Annotated in this window: 21 protein-coding genes and 1 tRNA gene; 13 read left to right on the top strand and 9 right to left on the bottom strand. The window is 71.8% G+C overall.

Translation table 11 applies throughout. The features are described from left to right. Window positions 1-54: 54 nt before the first annotated feature. Entirely contained in the window at window positions 55-261 is a 207-nt protein-coding gene (locus ACGFIQ_RS05755) for a hypothetical protein (protein WP_393239647.1), read from the bottom strand. 247 nt (window positions 262-508) lie between these two features. Continuing rightward, entirely contained in the window at window positions 509-1,162 is a 654-nt protein-coding gene (locus tag ACGFIQ_RS05750) for a 4'-phosphopantetheinyl transferase (RefSeq protein ID WP_393239644.1), read from the bottom strand. A gap of 201 nt (window positions 1,163-1,363) precedes the next feature. Between ACGFIQ_RS05750 and ACGFIQ_RS05745 the strand changes: the two genes are divergently transcribed. After that, window positions 1,364-1,633 carry a hypothetical protein gene (locus ACGFIQ_RS05745; RefSeq protein ID WP_357075701.1) on the top strand — a complete coding sequence of 90 codons (270 nt, stop codon included), beginning with the start codon at window positions 1,364-1,366 and terminating at the stop codon, window positions 1,631-1,633. Window positions 1,634-1,686: 53 nt separating this feature from the next. Here the strand turns inward: ACGFIQ_RS05745 and ACGFIQ_RS05740 are convergent, their stop codons facing one another. The 3 genes from ACGFIQ_RS05740 to ACGFIQ_RS05730 all read right to left on the bottom strand — a co-directional run bounded on the left by ACGFIQ_RS05740 (window position 1,687) and on the right by ACGFIQ_RS05730 (window position 5,828). Continuing rightward, window positions 1,687-2,469, bottom strand: a complete 783-nt coding sequence (locus ACGFIQ_RS05740; protein WP_393239641.1) for a peptidase — start codon at window positions 2,467-2,469, stop codon at window positions 1,687-1,689. Next, complete coding sequence (locus ACGFIQ_RS05735) at window positions 2,469-3,752, bottom strand: VWA domain-containing protein (RefSeq protein ID WP_393239638.1); 1,284 nt, start codon at window positions 3,750-3,752, stop codon at window positions 2,469-2,471. Before ACGFIQ_RS05735 ends, ACGFIQ_RS05740 begins: the two co-directional genes overlap by 1 nt. Window positions 3,753-4,118: 366 nt before the next feature. Continuing rightward, window positions 4,119-5,828, bottom strand: coding sequence for a dolichyl-phosphate-mannose--protein mannosyltransferase (locus ACGFIQ_RS05730; RefSeq protein WP_393239635.1), 1,710 nt, complete (start codon window positions 5,826-5,828; stop codon window positions 4,119-4,121). A 93-nt stretch (window positions 5,829-5,921) separates the two neighbouring features. On the opposite strand from ACGFIQ_RS05730, the gene rsmI reads away from it, so the two are divergent. Beyond that, on the top strand, window positions 5,922-6,761 hold the full coding sequence (rsmI, locus tag ACGFIQ_RS05725; RefSeq protein WP_393240378.1) for a 16S rRNA (cytidine(1402)-2'-O)-methyltransferase: 840 nt from the start codon (window positions 5,922-5,924) through the stop codon (window positions 6,759-6,761). A gap of 33 nt (window positions 6,762-6,794) precedes the next feature. On the opposite strand, the gene ACGFIQ_RS05720 is transcribed toward rsmI, so the two are convergent. Then, complete coding sequence (locus tag ACGFIQ_RS05720; protein WP_393239632.1) at window positions 6,795-7,838, bottom strand: hypothetical protein; 1,044 nt, start codon at window positions 7,836-7,838, stop codon at window positions 6,795-6,797. A gap of 149 nt (window positions 7,839-7,987) precedes the next feature. Between ACGFIQ_RS05720 and metG the strand changes: the two genes are divergently transcribed. Further along, the gene (gene metG / locus ACGFIQ_RS05715; protein ID WP_393239629.1) at window positions 7,988-9,790 is read left to right on the top strand and encodes a methionine--tRNA ligase; all 1,803 of its coding nucleotides are present in this window, start codon (window positions 7,988-7,990) and stop codon (window positions 9,788-9,790) included. Between the two features lie 45 nt (window positions 9,791-9,835). Here the strand turns inward: metG and ACGFIQ_RS05710 are convergent, their stop codons facing one another. Further along, the gene (locus ACGFIQ_RS05710) at window positions 9,836-11,080 is read right to left on the bottom strand and encodes a hypothetical protein (protein ID WP_393239626.1); all 1,245 of its coding nucleotides are present in this window, start codon (window positions 11,078-11,080) and stop codon (window positions 9,836-9,838) included. A gap of 190 nt (window positions 11,081-11,270) precedes the next feature. Here ACGFIQ_RS05710 and ACGFIQ_RS05705 point away from each other — a divergent pair, with 190 nt between their 5' ends. From ACGFIQ_RS05705 to ACGFIQ_RS05675, 7 genes are all read left to right on the top strand, one after another. Further along, window positions 11,271-12,170 carry a TatD family hydrolase gene (locus tag ACGFIQ_RS05705; protein WP_393239624.1) on the top strand — a complete coding sequence of 300 codons (900 nt, stop codon included), beginning with the start codon at window positions 11,271-11,273 and terminating at the stop codon, window positions 12,168-12,170. A gap of 46 nt (window positions 12,171-12,216) precedes the next feature. Further along, window positions 12,217-13,086, top strand: coding sequence for a 16S rRNA (adenine(1518)-N(6)/adenine(1519)-N(6))-dimethyltransferase RsmA (rsmA, locus tag ACGFIQ_RS05700; RefSeq protein WP_393239621.1), 870 nt, complete (start codon window positions 12,217-12,219; stop codon window positions 13,084-13,086). A 32-nt stretch (window positions 13,087-13,118) separates the two neighbouring features. After that, on the top strand, window positions 13,119-13,703 hold the full coding sequence (locus tag ACGFIQ_RS05695) for a Uma2 family endonuclease (protein WP_357241348.1): 585 nt from the start codon (window positions 13,119-13,121) through the stop codon (window positions 13,701-13,703). Continuing rightward, on the top strand, window positions 13,700-14,650 hold the full coding sequence (locus tag ACGFIQ_RS05690) for a 4-(cytidine 5'-diphospho)-2-C-methyl-D-erythritol kinase (RefSeq protein WP_393239618.1): 951 nt from the start codon (window positions 13,700-13,702) through the stop codon (window positions 14,648-14,650). Before ACGFIQ_RS05695 ends, ACGFIQ_RS05690 begins: the two co-directional genes overlap by 4 nt. A 194-nt stretch (window positions 14,651-14,844) precedes the next feature. Beyond that, window positions 14,845-16,650 carry an ABC-F family ATP-binding cassette domain-containing protein gene (locus tag ACGFIQ_RS05685; RefSeq protein ID WP_393239615.1) on the top strand — a complete coding sequence of 602 codons (1,806 nt, stop codon included), beginning with the start codon at window positions 14,845-14,847 and terminating at the stop codon, window positions 16,648-16,650. Window positions 16,651-16,751: 101 nt separating this feature from the next. Continuing rightward, the gene (locus tag ACGFIQ_RS05680) at window positions 16,752-17,207 is read left to right on the top strand and encodes a DUF4383 domain-containing protein (protein WP_393239612.1); all 456 of its coding nucleotides are present in this window, start codon (window positions 16,752-16,754) and stop codon (window positions 17,205-17,207) included. Between the two features lie 212 nt (window positions 17,208-17,419). After that, window positions 17,420-17,896: a DUF4383 domain-containing protein gene (locus ACGFIQ_RS05675; protein WP_393239609.1), complete on the top strand. Its 477-nt coding sequence runs from the start codon at window positions 17,420-17,422 to the stop codon at window positions 17,894-17,896. A 7-nt stretch (window positions 17,897-17,903) separates the two neighbouring features. Here ACGFIQ_RS05675 and ACGFIQ_RS05670 read toward each other — a convergent pair whose 3' ends face one another. Both ACGFIQ_RS05670 and ACGFIQ_RS05665 read right to left on the bottom strand, forming a co-directional pair. Next, window positions 17,904-18,599 carry a TetR family transcriptional regulator gene (locus ACGFIQ_RS05670; RefSeq protein WP_393239606.1) on the bottom strand — a complete coding sequence of 232 codons (696 nt, stop codon included), beginning with the start codon at window positions 18,597-18,599 and terminating at the stop codon, window positions 17,904-17,906. Window positions 18,600-18,822: 223 nt separating this feature from the next. Beyond that, on the bottom strand, window positions 18,823-19,788 hold the full coding sequence (locus ACGFIQ_RS05665) for an acyl-CoA desaturase (protein WP_393239603.1): 966 nt from the start codon (window positions 19,786-19,788) through the stop codon (window positions 18,823-18,825). Window positions 19,789-20,171: 383 nt separating this feature from the next. Between ACGFIQ_RS05665 and ACGFIQ_RS05660 the strand changes: the two genes are divergently transcribed. The 3 genes from ACGFIQ_RS05660 (at window position 20,172) to ACGFIQ_RS05650 (ending at window position 22,927) form a co-directional block, all read left to right on the top strand. Next, window positions 20,172-20,243, top strand: a tRNA-Gln gene (locus tag ACGFIQ_RS05660). 109 nt (window positions 20,244-20,352) lie between these two features. Further along, window positions 20,353-21,888 carry a bifunctional UDP-N-acetylglucosamine diphosphorylase/glucosamine-1-phosphate N-acetyltransferase GlmU gene (gene glmU, locus ACGFIQ_RS05655; RefSeq protein WP_393239600.1) on the top strand — a complete coding sequence of 512 codons (1,536 nt, stop codon included), beginning with the start codon at window positions 20,353-20,355 and terminating at the stop codon, window positions 21,886-21,888. A gap of 58 nt (window positions 21,889-21,946) precedes the next feature. Next, window positions 21,947-22,927, top strand: a complete 981-nt coding sequence (locus tag ACGFIQ_RS05650) for a ribose-phosphate diphosphokinase (RefSeq protein ID WP_357075649.1) — start codon at window positions 21,947-21,949, stop codon at window positions 22,925-22,927. Window positions 22,928-23,222: the final 295 nt, after the last annotated feature.

The following is a 23,222-nucleotide window of genomic DNA, read 5'->3' as shown; positions in this document are numbered from 1 at the left end:
GGGCACCCGTACGGGTGCCCGCCCTCCGCGCGTGCCGGTCGCCCCGCGCCTGGGTTACGACTTCCAGCCGGTGGTGCCGATCGCGTTGGTCTTGGCGTCGTCGTCCTGTTTGGTGCTGACGACCGCCGCCACGATGCCGCCCGCGCAGCACAGCAGGGTGAGCACGGCCGTGGTGATCGCGACGACCACGGCGGTTCGCTTGGAGGCGTTCGTCTGTGCCGTCGCCGGCGCCACGAGCGGATAGCCCGGCAGACCGGTCACCGGGAATGGGCGGCCAGTGCCCGGATGCCCACCGCCGGCCGTCGAATACGCGGCGCCCGAGAACGGCGGCTGCGTTGTCGCCACAAATGACGACCGCTGGTTCGACTGTTGGTGGTGGTGCGGCCCGACGGAGGGCTGGGGGTGGGTCACCGTACTCCTTGACGCCTCGGTACGTGCGGTTCCGGGAACCCGACCGACGCTACCGTGCGTGGCCGACCGCCGGACCGTCGCGCCGAGCGCCCCGGGCTCAGCGCGGAGGGAGCACCGCGGCGGTGCGGACGAGCCCGTCGGCGACGACGAAGCGGCCGCTGATCGTCGCCGGTGGGTCGTCGACGTCCGCCTCGGCGATCCGGGCCGGCGCGATCCGGGCCGTGAACGTGCCCGCGTCCGGGTCGATGTCGAGCCGGGCGTCCTGGAAATCCAACCAGCTCCCGACGACCGGATGCCAGACCTTGTAGACGGTCTCCTTCGCGCTGAACAGCACGATCGGCCAGAAGATGCCGCTGGGCAACCGCGCGAGGTGGGCCTCCTCCTCGGGCAGCAGCACGAGTCTGCGTACTCCCGGGCTGATCTCGCGGTGTTGTTCCGCGTCCATTCCGACGGACCGGATGTCGCTGGTGTGCGCCGCCGCGGCGGCGCAGTAGCCTGCGGTGTGGGTGATGGTGCCGACCACCCCCGCGGGCCAGACCGGCGCGCGTTCGGCGGCCGGCACGGCGGTCGGTGGCAGGCCGAGCCCGGTCAGAGCCCGGCGGGCACAGACCCGCCCGGCGGTGAAGTCCCTCCGGCGGGTCGGCACGGCCTGGTCGCTGAGGCACGCCTGCTCGGCGGCGAGCAGCTCGCCGACCCAGTCGTCCGGGCCGGCGACGGCCACCGCGACAGTCGACGGCAACAGGTCACGCATCGTGCTGGCTTACCCGTCGGTAGGGATGGAGCATCGGGTCAAGCGTCAAATTTCCGACTCCCACAACCGGAGAAGGTACCGCAAGGATGTATCACCGGAGGGTCGCGCAGCGCTCTCTCTGATGGCTCCGGGGGGACGACCATCGAACCTCGGCCGGGCACGGCTGCCGGCCAGACCCGTGGACATCTGGAAGGACGTGCGATGACCGATGGTGCCGAACGACCGGGCGTGCGGGCCGATGATCACGCCCCGAAGACCCCCTGCTGGAGCTGCGGCTCCTGCGGCGACGAATGGCCGTGCGCGACGAAACGCAGCCGGCTGCTGGCCGAGTACGGCAGTGACCGGGCGATGCTCAGCGTCTACCTGGGCTCCTGCCTTGCCGCCGCCACGGAGGATCTGCGCGCCGCCCCGGTGATGTCACTGCAGAGCCGGTTCATCGGCTGGCTGCCACGCGGTCGCCGGCGCGCCTGAGCCCGCTGGTGGCCCCACCGTCGGGCGGGGCCACCAGCGGGTCCGGGCGTCGTTCAGCGGCGCCGCGGCCGTCGGGTCACCGCGAAACCGAACACGCCGGCCACCGCGGCGAGCACGCCGCCGATGCTGGTCCAGACCCAGCGCGAGCCGAGGTCCGGCAACCAGTCCGCGAGCGGGTCGCTCTGGTCGTCGGCTTCCGGGTCGACCGGGGGTACGGCGTTGAGCACCGTGCCCGCCTTGGTGTTCGGCACCAGCGGTGCAGCCAACTCGCCGTCGTCGGCCGAGGAACCCCGGTCGGCGATGGTGCCGACCAGCAGGTCCACGTCGATCGGCGCACCCAGATCCGACTCCGGCAGATCGGTCACGGAGAGCCGGACGACGTACGTGCCGGGCAGCGGGTCGGCCGACCAGGGCTCGGCCCACGGCCGTACCTCGCGCAGCGTGCAGCCCAGCGCCACGCTCGTCGCCTTCGCGTCCACGGTGGGGGTCTGCGCGCCCGCGGTGCACGCCTGGCGACGCCGCAACCCGTCGAAGACGTCGACCGTCCAGGTGGAGGGGCCGCTGCGTCCCTTGGGGAAGGTGACTGTGGCGCTGACCTCCCGCACCTGACCGGCGGTCGCCGGCAACGACCAGTAGAGGTGGTCGCCGATCGAGGCGTCCACCCGCACCGGTTGCCCGGCGGAGATCGGGGTGGCGCTGAGGAACGAGGTACCGGCCCGGTTCACCGGTGTGGCCCCGGGGGAGGGGGTCGGCGCGGCGACGGCCGTGGCCGGGAGCAGCGCGGCCCCGCTGGCGGCGAGCAGCGCCGCCAGCGAACGCAACAGTGCGGTAGGCATCAGTTCTCCCTCCAGGTGGCGACCCACCAGCGGGTGAGCAGGCCGGCGAGTAGACCGGTGAGCAGCCCGGCGACGGTGAGCAGGGCGAGCAGCACCCAACCCCGGCCGAGGTCCGGTCCGTCCGGTGCGGGGGCGGCGGCGACCACGTCGACCGTCAGCTCCACGGGCATGCCCGGGGTGGCCGCGGTGCCGGGGCGCGGGGCGAACGAGTTGCTCACCACCAGGCAGACGGTGGTGGGTTCGACGACCGGGTTGGCGGTCTCCTCGGTTTGCGCGGCATCCTCGTCGTCGGCGGTGGCGGACCAGCGCAAACCGGCGGAGAGCACGTCGGCCCGCCCGCTTCCGGCGTCCGCGCCGCGGACCAGTTCCCGACCGTCCGCCGCGGTGGCCCGCAGCAACACCCCGTAGTCCCGGTTCACGGGGCGGTCCAGCGCCATGCTGACCGACGCGCGCAGCTCCTGCCCGGGGCGTACCGGCACCCGGTAGTAGCGGTGCTCGGAGAAGGCCTCCCGGTCGGCGTAGACCCCGGGGGCGAGTAGTGGCGCCGAGTCGCAGGCGTTCGCACCGCCGACGACTGTCGGTGCCCGGGTGTGGGTGTCGCCGGCACGCTCGACGAGCTGCTTGATCCGGCCGGTCAGCTCCTCGGCGCTCTGGGCGGCGGTGTAGGTGCCGCCGGTCGCGCTGGCGATGCAGAGCAGTTGCCGCCGGACCTTCTCGTCGGGAGCCAGGCCGAGGGTGTCGACGACCAGGCTGGTGCCCTGGGCGGCCAGTTCCCGGGCCACCTCGCACGGGTCCGGCGGGGCGCAGGTGTCCTCGCCGTCGGTGATCAGCACGATCCGCCGGGTGGTGGCACCGGTGCCCAGATCCTGTGCGGCCGAGCGCAGGGCGAGGCCGACGGGTGTGAAGCCGGTCGGCCGCAGTGTCGCCACCGCGGCCTTGGCGGCGGCACGGTCCACCGGACCGACCGGCACGATCTGCTGGGTGTCCTGGCAGCCGACCGTCTTGTCCTTACCGCGGTAGGTCGCCCCGAGCACCCGGATGCCGAGCTGGGTCTCCTCCGGCAGCGCGTCCACGACCTCGTTGAAGGCCTGCTGGGCGACCGAGATCCGACTGCGTCCGTCGATGTCGGCGGCGCGCATCGAGCCGCTGACGTCGAGCACCAGCTCGACCCGGGGCGGCTCCGGCGCCTGTTCCTCGTCTGCCCGCGCCGGGGCCGGCCCGGTCAGCGCGGTGGTCGCCAACAGTCCGAGAAGGACAGCCGCCGATCGTCTGAAGTTGATCACGGCCCGCAGTGTAGTGAGATCCACTTTGGATGATCGCGCGGGTTGGTGCGGGTTCCAGTCCTGCCGGTCCCGCCCGAGCCGACGATCACCCCTGGCCGATCGACATCGCGCTCAGGGTCCACGCCGGGTCACCCTCGGTCAACTGCTCGACGGCAAGCATCGATTCGGCCGCCATCGGTCGGAAATCTGACTTAAGTTGACCCGTTGTGCCGGTGGTGCGGGGTGGTTAAGCTCTTCATGCGCGCCCCAATCGCCCGCTTCCCCCGTGGCAGGCGATCGGGGCGCGCGTCTATGTCAGAAGGGCCCGCACGCTTCGGCGTGCGGGCCCTTCTCCGTCGCGCTGTGCGGCGCGTCGCCTGTCGGTGCTTATATCCACCGACCGTCGAGCCACATCCGCGACAACCAGTCCGCGTACGGGATGTTCTTGCCGACGAAGATCGGATAGAAGTACGCGAAGCAGAGCGCCACCAGGAGCACGTACGCCCCGGCCGCGATGCTGCCCACAAGTCGGCGTTCGTAGGCCGGGTCGCCGGGCACCAGCGGCGCCACCGTGCCCACGTCACCTCCGGCGGGAGCGATCATCGCACCCAGCACGTAGACCACGGCCAGCACCAGGAAGGGCAGCGCCGGGGCGGTGTAGAACGAGAACATCGTCCGGCCGTCGAGGGCGAACCAGAACCACGGCAGCAGCCCGGCGGCCACGCTGAGCAGGATCGCGCCGGCCCGCCAGTCGCGACGGGCCACGCCCAGCCAGGCCAGCGCCGCCAGGGCGGGCAGGAACGACCACCAGAGCAGCGGAGTGCCCAACAGCAGGATCTCGGAGGCGCAACTCGGCGCGCCGCAGCCGACGTCACCGGACCAGTGGAACGCCACCGGGCGGCCGAGCAGCAACCACTGCCACGGCCACGACTGGTATTTGTGCGTATCGTCGAGCTGGGCGTGGAAACCGTACGCCGCCCGGTGGTACTCGTAGAGGTTGATCAGCGGGCCGATCACCGGGCGGTCACTGAGATGGGCGGCCGGGTAGGCCGACGCGAGCCGGTAGTAGCCGTCGTCGGTGATCAGCCAACCCGACCAGGTGGCGACATAGGTGCCGATCATGAGCACGCCGGCCAGCAGCAGCCAGGGCAACTCGTCCAGCAGGGCGTCCCGCCAGGGTCGGCGGGTCCCCGCCGAGCGGCGGACGCCGACCTCCCAGAGGAGGACCAGCAGCGCGAAGGCCGGGACGAAATACAGTGCGCTCCACTTCACCGCGCAGGCGCACCCGATCAGGACCCCGGCGGCCAGCCGCCACCACGGCCAGGTGCGCCAACCGGTCGGCGGGCGCCCGGCCCGACCCGGCTGGCTCGGGTCGAGCCCGTCGTCCAGGGCCCGCGCCCAGCGGCGACGGCGGGCGTCCCGATCGAGCACCAACGCGCCGAACGCGGCCAGCACGAAGAACAACAGGAAGATGTCGAGCAGCGCCGTGCGGGACAGCACCAGGTGGAAGCCGTCCAGGGCGAGCAGCAGGCCGGCGGCGCAGCCGAGCACCGTCGAGCGGAACAACCGCCGACCGATGCGGACCAGCAGCAACACCGACAGGGTGCCGACCACGGCCGCCGAGAATCGCCAGCCGAGCTCCGGTGCGGCGGTGACCAGGTGCCCGGGTACGGAGACCTTCGAGTCGGCGTCCTGGTAGCCGAAGGCCCACTCGCCGAGGCCGATCAGCCACTTGCCCAGCGGCGGGTGGACCACGTACGACGGGCCGTTGTCCTTGTAGTTCCATTCGACGCCCCGGCTGATCAGCCCGTAGCCGTCCTTGGCGTAGTACGTCTCGTCGAAGATCTTGCCCTTGATGTCTGTCAGCCCGACGAAACGCAGGATCGCCGCGATGGCCACCACCACCGCTGTGGCCGCCCAGGAGAACCGGTCCAGTTGGGTGTCGACGGTGGCGAACCGTCGCCGGATCCTCTCGGGCGCACCGCCGTCACCGGCAGGCGGTGCCGTCGGCTCCTGGTTGGGACTGGGCTCGCCCGTCACCTCGACCATCTTGGCAGGATCGACGCTCGGGCTCTGCGCTGTCGACGCACTCGTCACCCGGCGATCGTAGGCTGCCAAGGTGCCCGGTGGCGCCCGTCGTCCCCGATACCGGTATCAGCTGTCGATGAAGGAGACGAATTCGTGGGTGAAATGTCCGAAGCTGGGCGCCTGATCCTGCTCGGTGCCCCGCTCGGCAACCCCGCCGACGCCTCGGCCCGGTTCCGGGAGGTGCTGGTCAGCGCCGACGTGGTGGCGGCCGAGGACACTCGCCGGCTCACCCGGCTGGCCCGCGATCTCGACATCACCGTCGGCGGTCGGATCGTCTCCTACTTCGAGGGCAACGAGGAGCGGCGTACGCCCGAGCTGGTCGAGGTCATCCTCGGCGGGTACGTGGTGGCCCTGGTGACCGACGGGGGGATGCCGAGCGTCTCCGACCCCGGCTACCGGCTGGTCCGAGCCGCGTTGGACGTCGGCGCGCCGGTCACCGTCGCTCCCGGGCCGAGCGCGGTCACCACCGCACTGGCGGTGTCCGGGCTGCCCTGCGACCGGTTCTGCTTCGAGGGCTTCCTGCCCCGCACTCCCGGCGCCCGCCGGTCCCGGCTGCGCGCGCTCGCCGCCGAGGAGCGCACGCTCGTCTTCTTCGAAGCCCCGCACCGGATCGGCGCGGCGCTCACCGACCTGGCCGACACGTTCGGCGCGGATCGGCCGGCCGCGCTCTGCCGCGAGCTCACCAAGACCTACGAGGAGGTGCTCCGCCGTCCCCTCGGCGAGCTGGCCCGGTGGGCCACCGAGGGAGACCCGCGCGGTGAGATCACCCTGGTGGTGGCCGGGGCCCCGGTGACCGCCCCGGAGCGCCCCGACGACGACACCCTGCGCGCGGCGGTCGCCGAGCGGGAGGCCGCCGGCCGGTCGCGCCGCGACGCCATCACCGACGTCGCCACCGAGTACGCGCTGCGCCGCCGGGACGTCTACACGATCGTGCACAGCTGACCGAGGCTCCCATCGTCGCGCGGAGACCCGGGTTCACCAGGCGGCGGCCAGGAAACCGACGGTGATCAGCGTCGGGCCGGCGATGGCGACGGCCACGGCCCAGCGGCGGTGCCGGCGGCCGGGCAGCCGCGCCGACCCGGTCCACCGCACGATCCCGACGGTGCAACCCAGCATCACCAGCAGGCCGGGTAGCCAGCGCAGATGCCGGCCCACTCCGGTGTCCGCGTACGCGGTGCCGCCGTCGGGGCCGGTCATCCGGGCCGGCAGCGGCGTACCTGTGGCGTCCCCTCCGGCGGGCACGCCGCCGACCCGCACACCGTGTGCGATGAACCGCCCGTCCTCGGCCGTGAAGATCCCCCGGCACCGCTGGGTGAGCCCGCCGCCGGTGCAGTCGGTGATCACCACCGTGCCCGCCCTGGAGTGCCCGACCGCGAGCCAGAGCGGGCCGGCGCTGACCCACGCGAAGAAGGCCGTGACCAGGGACAGTGTCACAAGCGCGGCGAGTCCGGGCAGCGGATCCGGTGGTGGGACGGCACGGCTGGGTGCTCGGCGCCCGGCCGGTCGTGAGCCGCGGTCGCGCTCCGGCGACGGGTCCTCCCGGACCGGGGTGCCGTCCCAGTGCACCTGCTCGATCGGAGCCCAGAAGGCGCCGTCGTCCTCCGGCAGGTCGCTGTCGGGCCGGCGGCCCCGGTGCCGGCGGCTCTGCTGCCGGACGGGCACCCGACTCGGCACGGCGTCCACCGGCGCCCCGGTGGTCGGCTCCACCTCGACGGCGTCCGAGCCGGGGGCCGAGTCGGGGGTCGCGCCGGGGGCCGGGGCGACCGTGGGGCTCGGTGGGCCGGGTCGGGCTGGGCTGGGCACCGGTGCCGCCGGGGTCGGCCGGACCGGTGTGCCGGCCCTGCCCGCCGGTGTGGGCCGCTGCGCACCGGAGTCGACGCCGGGCACCAGCCGGGGCTGCGGCGCGATCCCGGCACCGCGTGGCGCGGCAGGCTCGCTGCCGGGGTCGCCGCCGACCGCCGGGTCGCTGGGACGGTCCTCGTGGTCCCACGCCGCTCGTCTGCCAGTCACGAGGTTCATTGCACACCGACTGGGAGGGCGGAACGGGCAGTTGAGCCGCGTGTCGGCGACAAATCGGACCAAAGGTCGGGGTGGTTGGTCCGGTCCGCTGGCCGGGCACCCCCCATTGGTTCGCGGACGCCCCGGACGGGTCACTAGGCTTGCTGCTCATGAGTCACGTTCTCGCGGCAGTGGCCTGGCCGTACGCCAACGGCCCCCGCCACATCGGCCACGTCTCCGGTTTCGGCGTTCCCTCCGACGTCTTCGCCCGGTACATGCGGATGGCCGGCCACGACGTGCTCATGGTCTCCGGCACCGACGAGCACGGCACCCCGATCCAGGTGCAGGCGGACGCCGACGGGGTGACCCCGCGCGAGCTGGCCGACCGGTACAACAGGGTGATCGTCGAGGACCTGCACGGCCTCGGGCTCTCCTACGACCTGTTCACCCGCACCACCACCCGCAACCACTACGCGGTGGTGCAGGAGTTGTTCGAGGGGATGTACCGCAACGGCTACATCGTGCCGAAGACCACCATGGGTGCGATCTCGCCGTCCACCGGGCGCACCCTGCCCGACCGGTACATCGAGGGCACCTGCCCGATCTGCGGGTACGACAGCGCCCGGGGCGACCAGTGCGACAACTGTGGCAACCAGCTCGACCCGATCGACCTGATCGACCCGAAGTCACGGATCAACGGGGAGACTCCGAAGTTCGTCGAGACCGAGCACTTCTTCCTGGACCTGCCCGCCCTGGCCGAGGTGCTGCGGCAGTGGCTGGACACCCGGGACGGGTGGCGGCCCAACGTGCTGCGGTTCTCCCGCAACCTGCTCGACGACCTCCAGCCCCGCGCGATCACCCGCGACCTGGAGTGGGGCGTGCCCATCCCGCTGGACGGCTGGCGCGACCGGCCGGACAAGCGGATCTACGTCTGGTTCGACGCGGTGATCGGCTACCTGTCCGCCTCCATCGAGTGGGCCCGCCGCTCCGGCGACCCGGAGGCGTGGCGCAAGTGGTGGTCGACCGACGCGGAGGGCAAGGACTCGCGCTCCTACTACTTCATGGGCAAGGACAACATCGTCTTCCACTCGGTGATCTGGCCGGCGCTGCTCTCCGGATACTCCGGCGAGGGCTCCCGCGACGGTGAGCCGGGCGAGCTGGGCCGGCTCAACCTGCCCACCGAGGTGGTCTCCAGCGAATACCTGACCATGGAGGGGCGCAAGTTCTCCTCGTCCCGCAAGGTGGTCATCTACGTTCGCGACTTCCTGGAGCGCTACGACGCCGACGCGCTGCGCTACTTCATCGCCGCCGCCGGCCCGGAGAGCAACGACACCGACTTCACCTGGGCCGAGTTCCTGCGCCGCAACAACGACGAGCTGGTCGCCGGCTGGGGCAACCTGGTCAACAGGTGTGTGTCGATGGCGGCGAAGAACTTCGGTGCGATCCCGCCGGTCGACCCGGCCGGGCTCACCGAGGCCGACGAGGCGCTGCTCGCGGTGTCCCGCGCCGGTTTCGCAGGAGTCGGTGACCTGATCGGCCGGCACCGGCAGAAGCAGGCCATCGGCGAGGCCATGAAGGTGGTCGCCGAGGCCAACAGATATCTGTCCGAGCAGGCGCCCTGGAAGCTCAAGGACGAGGCGGACAAGCCCCGGATGGGCACCATCCTGCACGTCGCCCTCCAGGTGATCAGCGACGCCAACACGCTGCTCACCCCGTTCCTGCCGCACTCCGCGCAGCAGGTGCACGAGCTGCTCGGCGGCACCGGCGTACACGCGCCGATGCCGGTCATCGAGCAGGTCGACGACCTCGATGGCGGCCCGTCGTACCCGGTGCTGACCGGGGACTACACGGTCGGCGCGCGCTGGGAGTCGGTGTCGATCGAGGCGGGCCGGCCGTTGGCCACCCCGAAGCCGGTGTTCCGCAAACTCGACCCGTCGATCGTCGACGAGGAGTTGGCCCGGCTGGCCGACTGAACGCCCGGCCCCCGGGCGGCAGGGCATCCTGCCGACCGGGGGCCGTCACATCGCGTACCGGGCGTCCATCACCTGGTCGTCGGTGACCTCGGCGCCCGGCGCCCAGGCCTCGTAGACGCCACGTTCGTGGCACTGCGCGCCGGTCGTCAGCACCGCGTCCGGGTTCGGGTGGCGCAGCCGCACCCGCAGCCAGCCGGCCTCCTCCCGCAGCACCAGGCACGGCACGCCCCGCCACTGCGCGAACCGGACCCGGCGGGCCACCGCGCTGACCGGGTAACGGGCCGCCCGGGTCATCGCCAACACCCGGAACCCGCCGGGCAGGTCGGCCACCGCCTCGTACTCGGTGTCGCCGTAGAGCCCCACCAACTGGGTGGAGCGCGGCGCGTCGGCGTTCGGCACGTACTCCTGGTCGGGGGAGAGGCCCGGCACCGCGGTCAGCAGGTGCCGCCACTGCGGCCCCACCATCCGTAGCCACCCGCGCTGCTCGGCCTGGTAGGTGTAGAGCACCACCTCGACCCCTTCGGCCGGGTAGGCGAGCAGGGCGGCGTTCGCCGGCATCGGCAGGTCGGCGAAGTCGCGGGTGACGAACTCCGGGATGAGCTGCGCGTTGCTCGGCACGAAGCCCGTGCCCAGCACCGGCGCACCGAGCCGGTCGCGGGAGGCCAACGCGGTCAGGCCGCGGTGCGCCTCGCCCACCGGCACGTCGTAGTCGCCCGGGTCGGACGCCCGCCAGCGCAACGCGTACGTCACCTCGGGGCCGTCCCGGCCGATCTCACCGTCGGTGCGCAGCACCGTCGTCGCCGCCGGCGTACGCAGGTGCGCCACATCGTGTTCGCGGTAGCAGAAGCCGTGCGGCAGCCAGCCCCGCAGGTACCCGGCGACCTGCTGGGCGGAGAGCACCTTCACCATCCGGGTGCCCCGCCGGACCACCGCCGACGCCCGTGCCGCGGCCAGCGTCGGGTCCCCCGCCGCGGCCGGCTGCTGGCTGAGCTGGTGCAGGTACGCCCAACCCCGCTCGCGGTGCGCCGGCACCATCAGCGGTGTCTCCGGCTCGTCGGAGGGCTCGCCGGCGCCGTGCACCGCGGTCACCTCGGTGACGTGCACGAACCGCCGCCACGGCAGGGCGCTGCCCGGTCGGGGCGCCCACTCGAAGCCGGCCACCTCGTCGGCGCTGAACAGCTCGTACGCGGCACCTCGGGCGATCTCCTCGGCCGGGTAGACGCCACCGCCGAACGCCACGTGCAACCCGGTGCGTTCGCCGGCCGCGCCGACCTGAGGGGTGACGCTCATGCTGCCACCTCCCCCTGTCCGGTTCGCTGTCTCACGCCACCGCCTCGCTGCGCTCGGCAGCGGCGTGAGACGCCAGGCTGCTGTGCCACCTGGTTCGCTCGCTGCGCTCGCTCACGCGGCGACGGTAGAGTCGCGCGGCGTAGTCGGGGTGAACGTCGGGTGGCGGGCAGATGGACAGGCCCGGTGTGTGATGCTGTGGCTGATGAGCGAGCCCACTGAATCCCGTCGTGAGCGTGCCGCCCGGCGGGCCGGAGAGTTTCCGCCCGCCCCCGAGCCGCTGCCCCGGCCGGTGCTGGACAGCCACACCCACCTGGACATCACGGTCAGTGAGGCGGGTGTGCCCGGTGGCGGGCCGGCCGACGACCCGGTCGGTGTGGCGATCGCGTTGGCCGGCAAGGTCGGCGTGGACCGGCTGGTCCAGGTGGGCGTGGATGTCGCCTCCTCGCGGTGGGGCGCGGACACCGCCGAGGCGTACCCCGCCGTGTTGGCCACCGTGGCGCTGCACCCCAACGAGGCGCCCCGGCTGACCGACCTCGACGAGGCGCTGCGGGAGATCGAGTCCCTCGCTGCCCGCGACCGGGTCCGGGGGATCGGCGAGACCGGAATGGACTTCTTCCGCACCGGCGACGAGGGGCGGGCCGCGCAGGAAGCGAGCTTCCGGGCGCACATCGCCATCGCCAAGCGGTACGGCAGGACGCTCGTCATCCACGACCGGGACGCACACGCCGACGTGCTGCGGATCCTCGACGACGAGGGTGCTCCGGACACGGTGGTGCTGCACTGCTTCTCCGGTGACGCCGAGTTCGCCCGCGAGTGCGTCCGCCGGGGTTACCTGCTCAGCTTCGCCGGCACCGTCACCTTCGGCAGCGCCACCGCCCTGCGTGAGGCCGCCGCACTCACCCCGGTGGACCAGATCCTGGTGGAGACCGACGCCCCGTACCTCACCCCGACGCCCCACCGGGGCCGGCCGAACGCGTCGTACCTGATCCCGCTCACCGTCCGCGCGCTCGCCGCGACCACCGGCAACGACCTGGACGAGCTGTGCGCGGCCATCTCCGCCACCGGTGACCGGGCCTTCGGCCCGTGGTGAGCCCGGCCCGACGGTCGGCCCCGACCCCGTCGCTACGCTGCCCGGCATGACCGGTCTCCTCGGCCCGGCGGAGATCCGGGAACTCGCCGCCCGGCTGGGCGTCGCGCCCACCAAGAAGCTGGGCCAGAACTTCGTGCACGACCCGAACACCGTCCGCCGGATCGTCACCGCCGCCGGGCTGACCCCCGACGACGTGGCCCTGGAGGTCGGCCCCGGGCTCGGTTCGCTGACCCTGGGGTTGTTGCCGGTCGCCGGGCACGTGCACGCCGTGGAGATCGACCCGGTGCTCGCCGGGGCGCTGCCGGAGACCGTCGCCCGGCACGCCGGCGTGGACGCCGACCGGCTCACCGTGCACCGCGCCGACGCGCTGCGCATCGCCGCCGCCGAGGTGGCCGACCCCGCACCGACGGCACTGGTGGCGAACCTGCCCTACAACGTGGCCGTGCCCGTGGTGCTGCACCTGCTCGCCGTGCTGCCGACCCTGCGGCACGGCCTGGTGATGGTGCAGAAGGAGGTCGCCGACCGGCTCGTCGCCGGTCCCGGCTCCAAGGTGTACGGCATCCCGTCGGTCAAGCTCGCCTGGTACGCCCACGCCCGAGGCGCCGGCAAGGTGCCGCCGAACGTGTTCTGGCCGGTGCCCAACGTCGACTCCGGCCTGGTCGCCTTCACCTGCCACGAACCACCCCGCGCCGACGTACCCCGGGCGCAGGTCTTCGCCGTGGTCGACGCGGCGTTCGCGCAGCGCCGCAAGACGCTGCGCGCCGCCCTGGCCGGCTGGGCCGGTGGCCCGGACCGGGCCGCCGCCGCGCTCACCGCGGCCGGTGTCGACCCCGGCGCCCGCGGAGAGTCGCTGACCGTCGAGCAGTTCGCCGCCATCGCCGCGTCGGCTCCGGCCGGTACGCGGGCCGCGAAGTAGGCTGACGCCGTGCCCGCCGAGGAGGTGTACGAGTGACCGCGCAGCCGATCGAGCCCACCGCCCAGGGGATATGGGGTCCGGATCCGGTCCGGCAGCGACTGGCCAACCACACCATCGAGGACGTGCTGGCCCTGCCCGACGACGCCCCCCGCGTCGAGCTACGTGACGGAGTCCTCGTCGTGGTCCCTTCCCCCACCTATGACCACCAGAACATCAGCAGCCTGCTCTGGATGTGGCTGCGACAGCACGCCCCGCTGGATCTGTCGCCAGCTACCGCCATCGGAGTGGCGATCAACCACCGCAACACCCTTGAGCCGGACGTGGTGCTGTTGCGCCGTCCCCTCGTTGGCACCAGCCACTACTTCGATGCTGAGCAGGTCATGCTGGCCGTCGAGGTCGTCTCGCCCGGCACGCGTCGGCGGGACCGGTTGGAGAAGCCTGCGGACTACGCCGATGCCGGGATCCCGCACTACTGGCGGATCGAGCAGAATCCGGTGCACGTGTACGCGTACGACCTGGTCGACGGCCGGTACGAGCTGGCCGCCGACTCCGCCGAGGAGCTGATCGTGGCCAAGCCGTTCGACATCCGCCTGCACGTGCGGGACATCACCCCGTGACCGAGGCGTGGCGACCTGACGACGAGGACGAGCGGCGCGGGGCCATCGGGCCGGTGAGGGTCCGGGTGCCCGCGAAGGTCAACCTGCACCTCGGGGTGGGCCCGCTGCGCCGCGACGGCTACCACGAGCTGAACACCGTCTACCACGCCATCTCGATCTACGACGAGCTGACGGCCCGCCGGGGCGACACGCTCGCCCTGACCATGGAGGGCGAGGGCACCGGCGAGTTGGCGCTGGACGACACCAACCTGGTGATCCGCGCCGCGCACGCCCTCGCCGGATACGCGGGCGTGCTGCCACACGCCCGACTGCACCTGCGCAAGCAGATCCCGCTTGCCGGTGGGTTGGCCGGTGGCAGCGCCGACGCGGCCGCCGCGCTGGTGGCCTGCGACGCGCTCTGGGGCACCGGGCTGTCCCGCGACGAGTTGGCCGGGATCGCCGCCGACCTCGGCTCCGACGTGCCGTTCCTGATCTACGGCGGCACCGCGCTGGGCACCGGCCGGGGCGAGGCGGTCAGCCCGGTGCTGGTCCGCCCCACCTCCTGGCACTGGGTGGTGGCGATCGCCGACGTCGGCCTGTCCACCCCGGCCGCGTACCGGGAGTTGGACCGGCTCCGCGACTCCGGTGCCGCTGGTGCACCACTGGGCAGCACCGACGCGCTGCTGGGTGCGTTGCGCCAACGCGACCCCCGGGTGCTGGCCCGGACGCTCGGCAACGACCTCCAGGACGCCGCGCTGGCCATGCGCCCGGCGCTGGCCGACACGCTCAAGGCCGGCGAGGCGGCCGGTGCGCTCACCGGCATCGTCTCCGGCTCCGGGCCGACCTGCGTGTTCCTCGCCGCCGACGCGGCCGACGCGGAGCGGATCGCCGCCGAGCTGACCGCCGCCGGCGTGTGCCGCCAGGCCCGGGTCGCACACGGCCCGGTAGCCGGCGCCCGAGTCGGCTGACCCCACGCCCCCACGCCCCGCCGCCCCCACGCCCCGCCGATCTTGCACTTTCGGTCGCCGAGATGAGGTGGATTGTCCCCTTACGTCGCGACAGTAAGTGCAAGATCGCGGGAGGAGGGCGGGGCCGCGTACCCTTGGGGCAGGCGTCCAGGTGCCCGCCGGCACCGGGACGCCTTGATCATGAAGGGTGGAACGTGGCGAACATCGTCAATCTGGACCGGGTGTCCAAGGGGTACGGCGCCGCGGGGCGGCTGCTCACGGACGTCTCGCTCGGCCTGGACGACGCCGACCGGATCGGCGTGGTCGGCCTCAACGGCGCCGGCAAGTCCACCCTGCTGCGGCTGCTCACCAAGCAGGAGGACCCCGACGACGGCCGGGTGACCCACCGCCGGGACCTGCGTGTGCTCTGGCTGCCGCAGCAGCTCACCCTCGCCCCCGAGGCCACCGTCCGGGACGTGGTGCTCGGCACCGCCTGGCTCGCCGAGGGCATGGGGGCCGAGCACGAGTGGGCCGGCGACTCCGGGGTGCGGGCCATCCTCGACGGCCTCGGCATGCCGCACCTCGGCCTGGACCAGCCGGTCGGCCCGATGTCCGGTGGCGAACGCCGTCGGGTGGCGCTCGCCGCGCTCCTCGTCCGCGACTCCGACCTGCTCATTCTCGACGAGCCCACCAACCACCTCGACGTCGGCGGTGTCGACTGGCTGGCCCGGCACCTGGTCGGCCGCAAGGGCGCCCTGGTCGTGGTCACCCACGACAGGTGGTTCCTGGACGCGGTCTGCACCAACACCTGGGAGGTCGCCGACCAGACCGTCCGCGCCTACGAGGGTGGTTTCGCCGCCTGGACCCTCGCCCGCGCCGAGCGCGAGCGCGTCGCCGCCGCGACCGAGGCCCGCCGGCAGAACCTGCTCCGCAAGGAGATCGCCTGGCTGCGCCGGGGGCCGCCCGCCCGGACCTCCAAGCCGCAGTTCCGCATCGACGCCGCGAACGCGTTGATCGCCGACGTGCCGCCGGCGCGCGACACCATGTCGTTGCAGCGCATGGCGGTTTCGCGGCTGGGCAAGCAGGTGTACGAGCTGGAGAGCGTCGAGCTGCACGCCGGCCCGAAGGAGATCCTGCGCGACGTCACTTGGTTGGTCGGCCCCGGCGACCGGATCGCCATCCTCGGTGCCAACGGCGCCGGCAAGACCACGCTGCTGCGGATGCTCGCCGGCATCACCCGACCGGACGGCGGCCGCCTCAACACCGGCTCCACAGTGCGCCCGGCGTTCCTCTCCCAGGAGCTCACCGAGCTGCCCGGGCACCTGCGGGTCCTGGAAGCCGTGGAGGAGGTCGCCCGCCGGGTGCAGCTCGGCGACCGGGAGGTCTCCGCCGCGCAGCTCGCCGAGGTGTTCGGCTTCGACGACCGCCGCCTCTGGACCCCGGTCAGTGACCTCTCCGGTGGGGAACGACGCCGGTTGCAGATGCTGCGGCTGCTGGCCGGCGAGCCCAACGTGCTGCTCTTCGACGAGCCCACCAACGACCTGGACACCGACACCCTCGCCTCCCTGGAGGACCTGCTCGACTCGTGGCCCGGCACGATCATCGTGGCGAGCCACGACCGCTACCTGATCGAGCGGGTCACCGACACGGCGTACGGGATGTTCGGCGACGGCCGACTGGTGCACCTGCCCGGCGGTGTGGACGAGTACCTCGCCCGGACCGCGGAGCGGGCCGGCCCTCCGCGGGCGGGCGGCACGTCGTCCGCCGCGTCCGCCGCGGCCTCGGGAGGTGGCATGTCCGCCGCCGAGGTCCGCCAGGCCCGCAAGGAGCTGACCCGGCTGGAACGGCAGCTCGGCAAGCTCGACCAGCGCGAGACCACGCTGCTCGACCAGCTCGCCGCGGACGCCACCGACTACGCGCGGGTTGCCGAGCTGGACACCCAGCTCAAGGATCTGCGCGCCGAGCGGGAGCGGATCGAGGAGACCTGGATGACGCTCGCCGAGGAGCTTCCGGAGAGCTGACCGGGCCGGACGCACCGGCCCGGGGGCCGTGTGCGGCGTCACACCGCCACATGCGGGACAATCGTCGGCGACACCTACCCCACGGCGTTGGAGACTCAGACATGGCCCACACCCCCGTCAACCACCCCGCGCGGCCGATCTACCGGGCGATCGGCGGGCTGACCGGTCTGTACCTGGTGGTCTTCGGTGTGCTCAGCATCATCGCGAGCACCGGCAACGAGATCCTCGCCCAGGACGACACCCGGGTCCTCGGTCAGGGCACGAACCTCGGCCTCGGGCTGCTCAGCGTGCTGCTCGGGGTCGTCGTGCTGGTCGGCACCGCGCTCGGGCGCAACATCGACGTGGCGATCAACCAGTGGCTGTCGTACGCCCTGATGGTGATCAGCCTGGCCAGCCTCGCCTTCATCCGGACCGACGCCAATGTCCTCAACTTCAGCATCGTCACCGTCATCGTCGTGATGACTGTCGCCCTGGTGCTGCTCATGGTGGGCATGTACGGCAAGGTCGGTTCGGAGGAGGAGGCGGAGGCTTTCCAGAAGGCTCGGCTTGTTCTCTGAGCTTTAGTGGTTGCGGTTGTGGGTTTTCGCCGGAGCCCGAACTGCTCCGGGCGGTCAGGCTTGATCCCTGCGCAGCTCGGGCTCCGGCGAAAGCCTGACCTGGTCCAGCCATTCGGCGGACCCTTTCCGGCTTTCTGGTTCTTCGGACAGTTGGCTCTTGGTTGGGCGACAATCCTCCTGAAATGGTCTAACTCAGGTGGATGGGGTCTGGTATGCCGCACTTTCCGGTCAACCATCCGGCACGGCCGCTCTACCGGGTCCTCTCCGGTCTTATCGGCGTCTACATCCTGGTGTTCGGCGTCTGGGGCGTCGCCGAGACGATTGGTGACCCGCTCTTCGCCCGCAACAGCACCTGGGCCCTCGGGCTGCGGACCAACCTTGCCTTCTCACTCGCCTCGGTGGTCTTCGGAGTCGTCCTGATCATCGGGGCGTCACGGCGCACCAACCTCGGCCACTACATGAACCTCACGGCCGGCGTGGTGTTCCTGGTGACCAGCATCCTGACGATGTCGGTGCTGCAGACCGGCGCGAACTTCCTCAACTTCTCGATGTCGACGGTGATCGTGTCGATGTTGTTCGGCCTGATCCTGCTCGGCACCGGCCTCTACGACAAGGTCGGCCCGCCGGAGCACGCCGAGGCGGAGCTGGAGAACCGCAAGCACCCGGTGGCCGACGTGCACCGCCGCTGACGGATGGTCAGTGCCGCCGGGCGGTGATCAGCGTCGGCTTCGCCTCCAGGTGCGACAACCCGTTCCAGGCCAGGTTGACGAGGTGCGCCGCCACCGTCTCCTTGCGCGGCTTGCGCACCTCCAGCCACCAGCGGCCGGTCAACGCCACCATGCCCACCAGCGCCTGCGAGTACAGCTCGGCGAGCTTGGGGTCGTACCCCCGGCTCTTGAACTCGGCGCCCAGGATGTGCTCGACCTGGTGTGCGACGTCGTTCATCACGCTGCTGAAGTTGGCCGTGCCGGACATCAGCGGGGACTCGCGGACCAGCACCCGGAAGCCGCTGGTCTCCTCCTCGATGTAGGTCAGCAGGGCCAGCGCCGCCTGCTCCAGCAGCTCCCGTGGATGCCCGGCGGTCAACGCCGTGGTGATCCGGTCGAGCAGGGCGCGGACCTCCCGGTCCACCACCACCGCGTAGAGCCCTTCCTTGCCACCGAAATGCTCGTATACCACCGGCTTGGAGACCTTGGCGCGGGCCGCCACCTCCTCGATGGAGGTGGCGTCGAAGCCACGCTCGGCGAAGAGTTGCCGGCCGGTCGCGATCAACTGCTCGCGGCGCTGGGCCGCCGACATGCGGACCCGGGAGGTCGGTTTGGGTTTGGGTGCCGGGGCTGACGGTGTCAGCCGTCGGCCGCCGACGCTGTCACCATCGGTGACCTCAGGCATGTCGCCGCCTAGCTGGCGCTCGGTGACGCCCTGCCGTGGAATGGTGCCTCCGCTGTGCCCGTTCACGTCGTCGCCTCACTGGCCGGCGGTCCGACCGCCCTGCCGCGCCGTCCGACCGGACCCGGATCGGGCCCGGCCCCCGTCTGCCGAGCCGTCCGGTCCCCCCGCGTCGCTCGGTCATCCGGCCATCCTGCCAGGCGTCATCCTGACGCACCGCCCGGATTTACCGGGGTGCGACCGGCTTCACCAGCTTCGCGGCGAGGCGCTCCGGTTTTGGCCAGCGCACCTGCGTCGCCGCGCCGGTCTTCTCGAACAACCAGATCACCCGGGCGGAGATGTCCACCTGGCCGCGCAGCACGCCGTGCCGCGCGCTTGTGGGGTCGGCATGGTGCAGGTTGTGCCAGCTCTCGCCGAACGACAGGATCGCCAGCGGCCAGAAGTTCGACGCGCGGTCGCCCTGGCGCATCGCGAACGGACGCTCGCCGTAGACGTGGCACACCGAGTTGATCGCCCAGGTGACGTGGTGCAGCAGGCCGATCCGGACCAGCCCGGCCCAGAAGAACGCGGTGAGCGCGCCCTGCCAGGACCAGGTCACCAGACCGCCGATCAGCGCCGGGCCGAGCAGCGAGATCGCCACCAGCGCGGGAAAGAGCCTGTCGACCCGGCTGATGTCCCGGTCGGCGATGAGGTCCGGCGCGAAACGCTCGCGGTTGGACAACTCCCGCCGGAACAGCCAGCCCACGTGCGCGTGGAACAGGCCCCGGGTCAACGCCCAGAAGCTGGTGCCGAAGCGCCAGGGGGAGTGCGGGTCACCCTCCAGATCGGAGAACGCGTGGTGGCGCCGGTGGTCGGCGACCCACTGGATGATCTCGCCCTGCACCGCCAGCGACCCCGCCACCGCCAGCGTCACCCGCAGCCAACGCTTGGCCTTGAACGAGCCGTGCGTGAAGTAGCGGTGGAAGCCGACGGTGATGCCGAGCCCGGAGACGACGTACCAGACCGAGCCGATGATCACGTCGCTCCAGCCCAGCCAGCCGCCCCAGGCGACCGGCACGGCAACCAGCAGGGCGACGAAGGGGATCACGACGAAGGCCCAGAGGGCGGCCAGGATGCCGTTGGCCTGACTGCCGTCGGTGAGTGGTTTGGGACCGCTGGCGGGCGGGTTGGGATCGAGCAGTGTGGTGGACATGAGACCTCGCAGGGGGACGGGGGACGGTCACGAAGCTACGCCTACGTCACCGTAACTTAGGGCACCGTAGATCGCACGGGGAAGTTTCGAAAAGCCCTCGCGTACCCGGCCAAACTCGCAGGTGAGGCACCATTCAGGCGACGGCGTCGCCCCGGTGCGTTGATCATGGAGTTATCTGTGCGTGTCGTCGGCGGGTTGGGCGATAACGCCATGATCATCGGGGTGGTGGGCACGTGGTGGCCCGGCGTCTGGACGGTTGGCGGCGGCTGTGTGGGGCGATCAGTGGTTGGGCTGGCGGGGATGAGCGATGGCGTCCGGCGGCCGGGGCGCTAAGGTGTAGCGGCGGGATGTCCGTCACCCGCGCGACGTCCTCGCGTCGCTGATCGGCCGTGGTGTAATTGGCAACACCCGGGTCTTTGGTACCCGTATTTCAGGTTCGAACCCTGGCGGCCGAGCTGCCCCCTACGTCCGTTTTAGGTTCGGGTGGGGGTAAGAGGGGAAGGTGCCGGGCCCCGCGGTTAGCATGGCCGCGAGAGTGTCCGCCGTCCCGACGGGAGCCACGTCGTGCCCCAGCCTCACCTTCGTACCGTCGTCGTGCTCGCCGCCGGTGAGGGCAAGCGGATGAAGTCGACACTGCCCAAGGTGCTGCACCCCCTGCTCGGTCGGACGCTGCTCGGGCACGTGTTGAGCGCCGCCGCGCCGCTGGCCGCGGATCGGACCGTGGTCGTGGTGGGGCACGGCGCCGACCAGGTCCGGGCGCACCTGTCCGAGGTTGCTCCGGACGCCACACCGGTGCTCCAGGCCCAGCAGCTCGGCACCGGGCACGCCGTGCGGATCGCGCTGGACGCCGTCCCGGAGGGCGCCGGCACGGTCGTGGTGATCAACGGGGACGTGCCGCTGCTACGCCCCGAGACGGTCGGCGCGCTGGTGACCGCGCACGAGGAGGCGGCCGCGGCGGCTACCGTGCTGGCCGCCGAGGTGCCCGACCCGACCGGCCTCGGGCGGATCGTCCGGGACGCCGACGGCCGGCTGGAGCAGATCGTCGAGGAACGCGACGCCGACGCGACGCAGCGCGCGATCCGGGAGATCAACGCGGGCATCTACGCGTTCGACGCGGTGCGGCTGCGTGCGGCGCTGGGCAAGCTCTCCACCGACAACGACCAGGGCGAGGAATACCTCACCGACGTCTTCGGTCTGCTCCGCTCGGCAGGCGAGCCGGTGGCGGTGCACGTCGCCGTCGACCACTCCGAGACGTTGGGCTGCAACGACCGGGTGGAGCTGGCGACGCTGCGCCGGCTGTTGCGCGACCGGGTCAACGAGGCGTGGATGCGCACCGGGGTGAGCCTGCTGGACCCGGTGACCACCTGGATCGACGTGACGGTGGCACTGGACCGCGACGCGGTGATCGACCAGAACACCCAGTTGCGCGGCGGCACGGTCGTCGGTGCGGGAGCGCTGGTCGGGCCGGACGTCACGCTCATCGACACGATCGTCGGCCCCGGCGCGTCGGTGATCCGCAGTCACGCCGTCGGCGCGGAGGTCGGTGCGAGTGCCAGCGTCGGGCCGTACGCGTACCTGCGGCCCGCCGCCCAGCTGGCCGAGAAGGCCAAGGTCGGCACGTTCGTCGAGGTGAAGAACTCCGAGATCGGCCCGGGTGCGAAGGTGCCGCACCTCAGCTACGTGGGTGACGCGACGATCGGCGCGAAGGCCAACATCGGCGCGGCGACGATCTTCGTCAACTACGACGGCGTGCACAAGCACCGCACGGTCGTGGGCGAGGCCGCGTTCGTCGGGTGCGACACGAGCCTGATCGCGCCGGTCGAGGTGGGTGCCGGGGCGTACGTGGCGGCGGGCAGCGCGATCGCTCAGGACGTGCCGCCGGGCGCGCTCGGGGTGACCCGCTCGCCGCAGCGCAACATCGAGGGCTGGGTGGCGCGCAAGCGGGCCGGAACGATCTCCGCGGCGGCTGCCGAGCGTGCGGTGCGCGGTGCCGAGGGTGCGTCGGAGGTGGCCCGCCCCGCAAGCGACAGTGAGGCAATCCACGGGGTGACCGAGACGGTGGGCGGCGCGTCCGGCACGGGAGATACTGCAACCGAATAGTCCCTGACCCACCACCACCGGGTCGGGTACCGCCGACAAAACGGGAGCAGACGGGCCCATGGGCAGCATCGTCGCCGAAAACCGCAAAAGCCTGATGCTCTTTTCCGGACGTGGCTTTCCGGAGTTGGCCAAGGAGATCGGTGAGGTGCTCGGCGTCGCGCCGACCCCGGCCGACGCGTACGAGTTCGCCAACGGTGAGATCTTCGTACGGTTCAAGGACTCGGTGCGTGGTTCGGACGCCTTCGTGGTGCAGTCCGTCACGCACGGGGTGAACACCTGGGTCATGGAGACCCTGATCATGGTGGACGCGCTGAAGCGGGGGTCGGCCAAGCGGATCACCGTGGTGCTGCCGTTCTACCCGTACGCGCGGCAGGACAAGAAGCACCGTGGTCGGGAGCCGATCTCGGCCCGCCTGGTGGCGGACCTGCTGAAGACCGCCGGCGCCAACCGCATCCTCACCGTCGACCTGCACACCGCGCAGATCCAGGGCTTCTTCGACGGCCCGGTGGACCACCTCTTCGCGATGGACATCCTGGCCGAGTACGTGGAACACAAGTACGCCGGCCGGCCGATGACCGTGGTGGCACCGGACTCGGGCCGGGTGCGGGTGGCCGAGCGGTGGACCGACCGGCTGGGCGGCTGCCCGCTCGCCTTCATCCACAAGACCCGTGACCCGATGAAGCCGAACCAGGTCGTGGCGAACCGGGTGGTCGGCGAGGTCGAGGGTCGGGTCTGCCTGATCGTCGACGACATGATCGACACCGGTGGCACGATCGCCAAGGCCGCGGACATCCTCAAGGAGTCGGGGGCGGCGGAGATCGTGGTCGCGTCCACCCACGCGCTGCTGTCCGACCCGGCCACCGAGCGCCTGAAGAACAGCTCGATCAGCGAGGTCGTGGTGACCAACACGTTGCCGCTTCCGCCGGAGAAGCAGTTGGACAAGCTGACCGTGCTGTCGATCGCGCCGCTGCTGGCGCGGGCGATCCGGGAGGTCTTCGACGACGGCTCGGTGACCACCCTGTTCGGTGGTCTGAGCTGAGCCCGAGCCCAGTGGGGGAACGGGGCTGGCAGACTGACGCAAAACGAGGCCGGCGCGCTGGTGGAAACCACCGACGCGCCGGTCTGGAGCCGTGAACGGGGACTGCCGGAAACCCTGGAAACAGCTCGGGTAGACTGGTGCGGTTGCCACGGCGAGGGTGCCCGGCGGGCCGCTGATAAAGCGCCGCACGGAGGCACCGTCATCGACGCGGTGCTCCGGGCAGTCGTTCATGACGCATGAGCCCCAGCGAGCCCCTCGCCCCAGCACCGCCAGACGACAAGCCGCCGCAGCGAAA

The sequence above is a fragment of the Micromonospora sp. NPDC048898 genome (assembly GCF_043198035.1).
Classification (GTDB): domain Bacteria; phylum Actinomycetota; class Actinomycetes; order Mycobacteriales; family Micromonosporaceae; genus Micromonospora.
The sequence above is the reverse complement of the archived record's forward strand: the minus strand, read 5'-3'. Positions and strand labels throughout refer to the sequence as shown.

What these genes read in the sequence shown, in the direction of transcription:
- ACGFIQ_RS05665 (WP_393239603.1), bottom strand. Translation starts at nt 19,788, where the DNA reads ATGTCCACCACACTGCTCGATCCCAACCCGCCCGCCAGCGGTCCCAAA.
- ACGFIQ_RS05670 (WP_393239606.1), bottom strand. Translation starts at nt 18,599, where the DNA reads ATGCCTGAGGTCACCGATGGTGACAGCGTCGGCGGCCGACGGCTGACA.
- ACGFIQ_RS05675 (WP_393239609.1), top strand. Translation starts at nt 17,420, where the DNA reads ATGCCGCACTTTCCGGTCAACCATCCGGCACGGCCGCTCTACCGGGTC.
- ACGFIQ_RS05720 (WP_393239632.1), bottom strand. Translation starts at nt 7,838, where the DNA reads ATGAACCTCGTGACTGGCAGACGAGCGGCGTGGGACCACGAGGACCGT.
- rsmA (WP_393239621.1), top strand. Translation starts at nt 12,217, where the DNA reads ATGACCGGTCTCCTCGGCCCGGCGGAGATCCGGGAACTCGCCGCCCGG.
- metG (WP_393239629.1), top strand. Translation starts at nt 7,988, where the DNA reads ATGAGTCACGTTCTCGCGGCAGTGGCCTGGCCGTACGCCAACGGCCCC.
- ACGFIQ_RS05705 (WP_393239624.1), top strand. Translation starts at nt 11,271, where the DNA reads ATGCTGTGGCTGATGAGCGAGCCCACTGAATCCCGTCGTGAGCGTGCC.
- ACGFIQ_RS05680 (WP_393239612.1), top strand. Translation starts at nt 16,752, where the DNA reads ATGGCCCACACCCCCGTCAACCACCCCGCGCGGCCGATCTACCGGGCG.
- ACGFIQ_RS05745 (WP_357075701.1), top strand. Translation starts at nt 1,364, where the DNA reads ATGACCGATGGTGCCGAACGACCGGGCGTGCGGGCCGATGATCACGCC.
- ACGFIQ_RS05650 (WP_357075649.1), top strand. Translation starts at nt 21,947, where the DNA reads ATGGGCAGCATCGTCGCCGAAAACCGCAAAAGCCTGATGCTCTTTTCC.
- ACGFIQ_RS05750 (WP_393239644.1), bottom strand. Translation starts at nt 1,162, where the DNA reads ATGCGTGACCTGTTGCCGTCGACTGTCGCGGTGGCCGTCGCCGGCCCG.
- ACGFIQ_RS05740 (WP_393239641.1), bottom strand. Translation starts at nt 2,469, where the DNA reads ATGCCTACCGCACTGTTGCGTTCGCTGGCGGCGCTGCTCGCCGCCAGC.
- rsmI (WP_393240378.1), top strand. Translation starts at nt 5,922, where the DNA reads ATGTCCGAAGCTGGGCGCCTGATCCTGCTCGGTGCCCCGCTCGGCAAC.
- ACGFIQ_RS05710 (WP_393239626.1), bottom strand. Translation starts at nt 11,080, where the DNA reads ATGAGCGTCACCCCTCAGGTCGGCGCGGCCGGCGAACGCACCGGGTTG.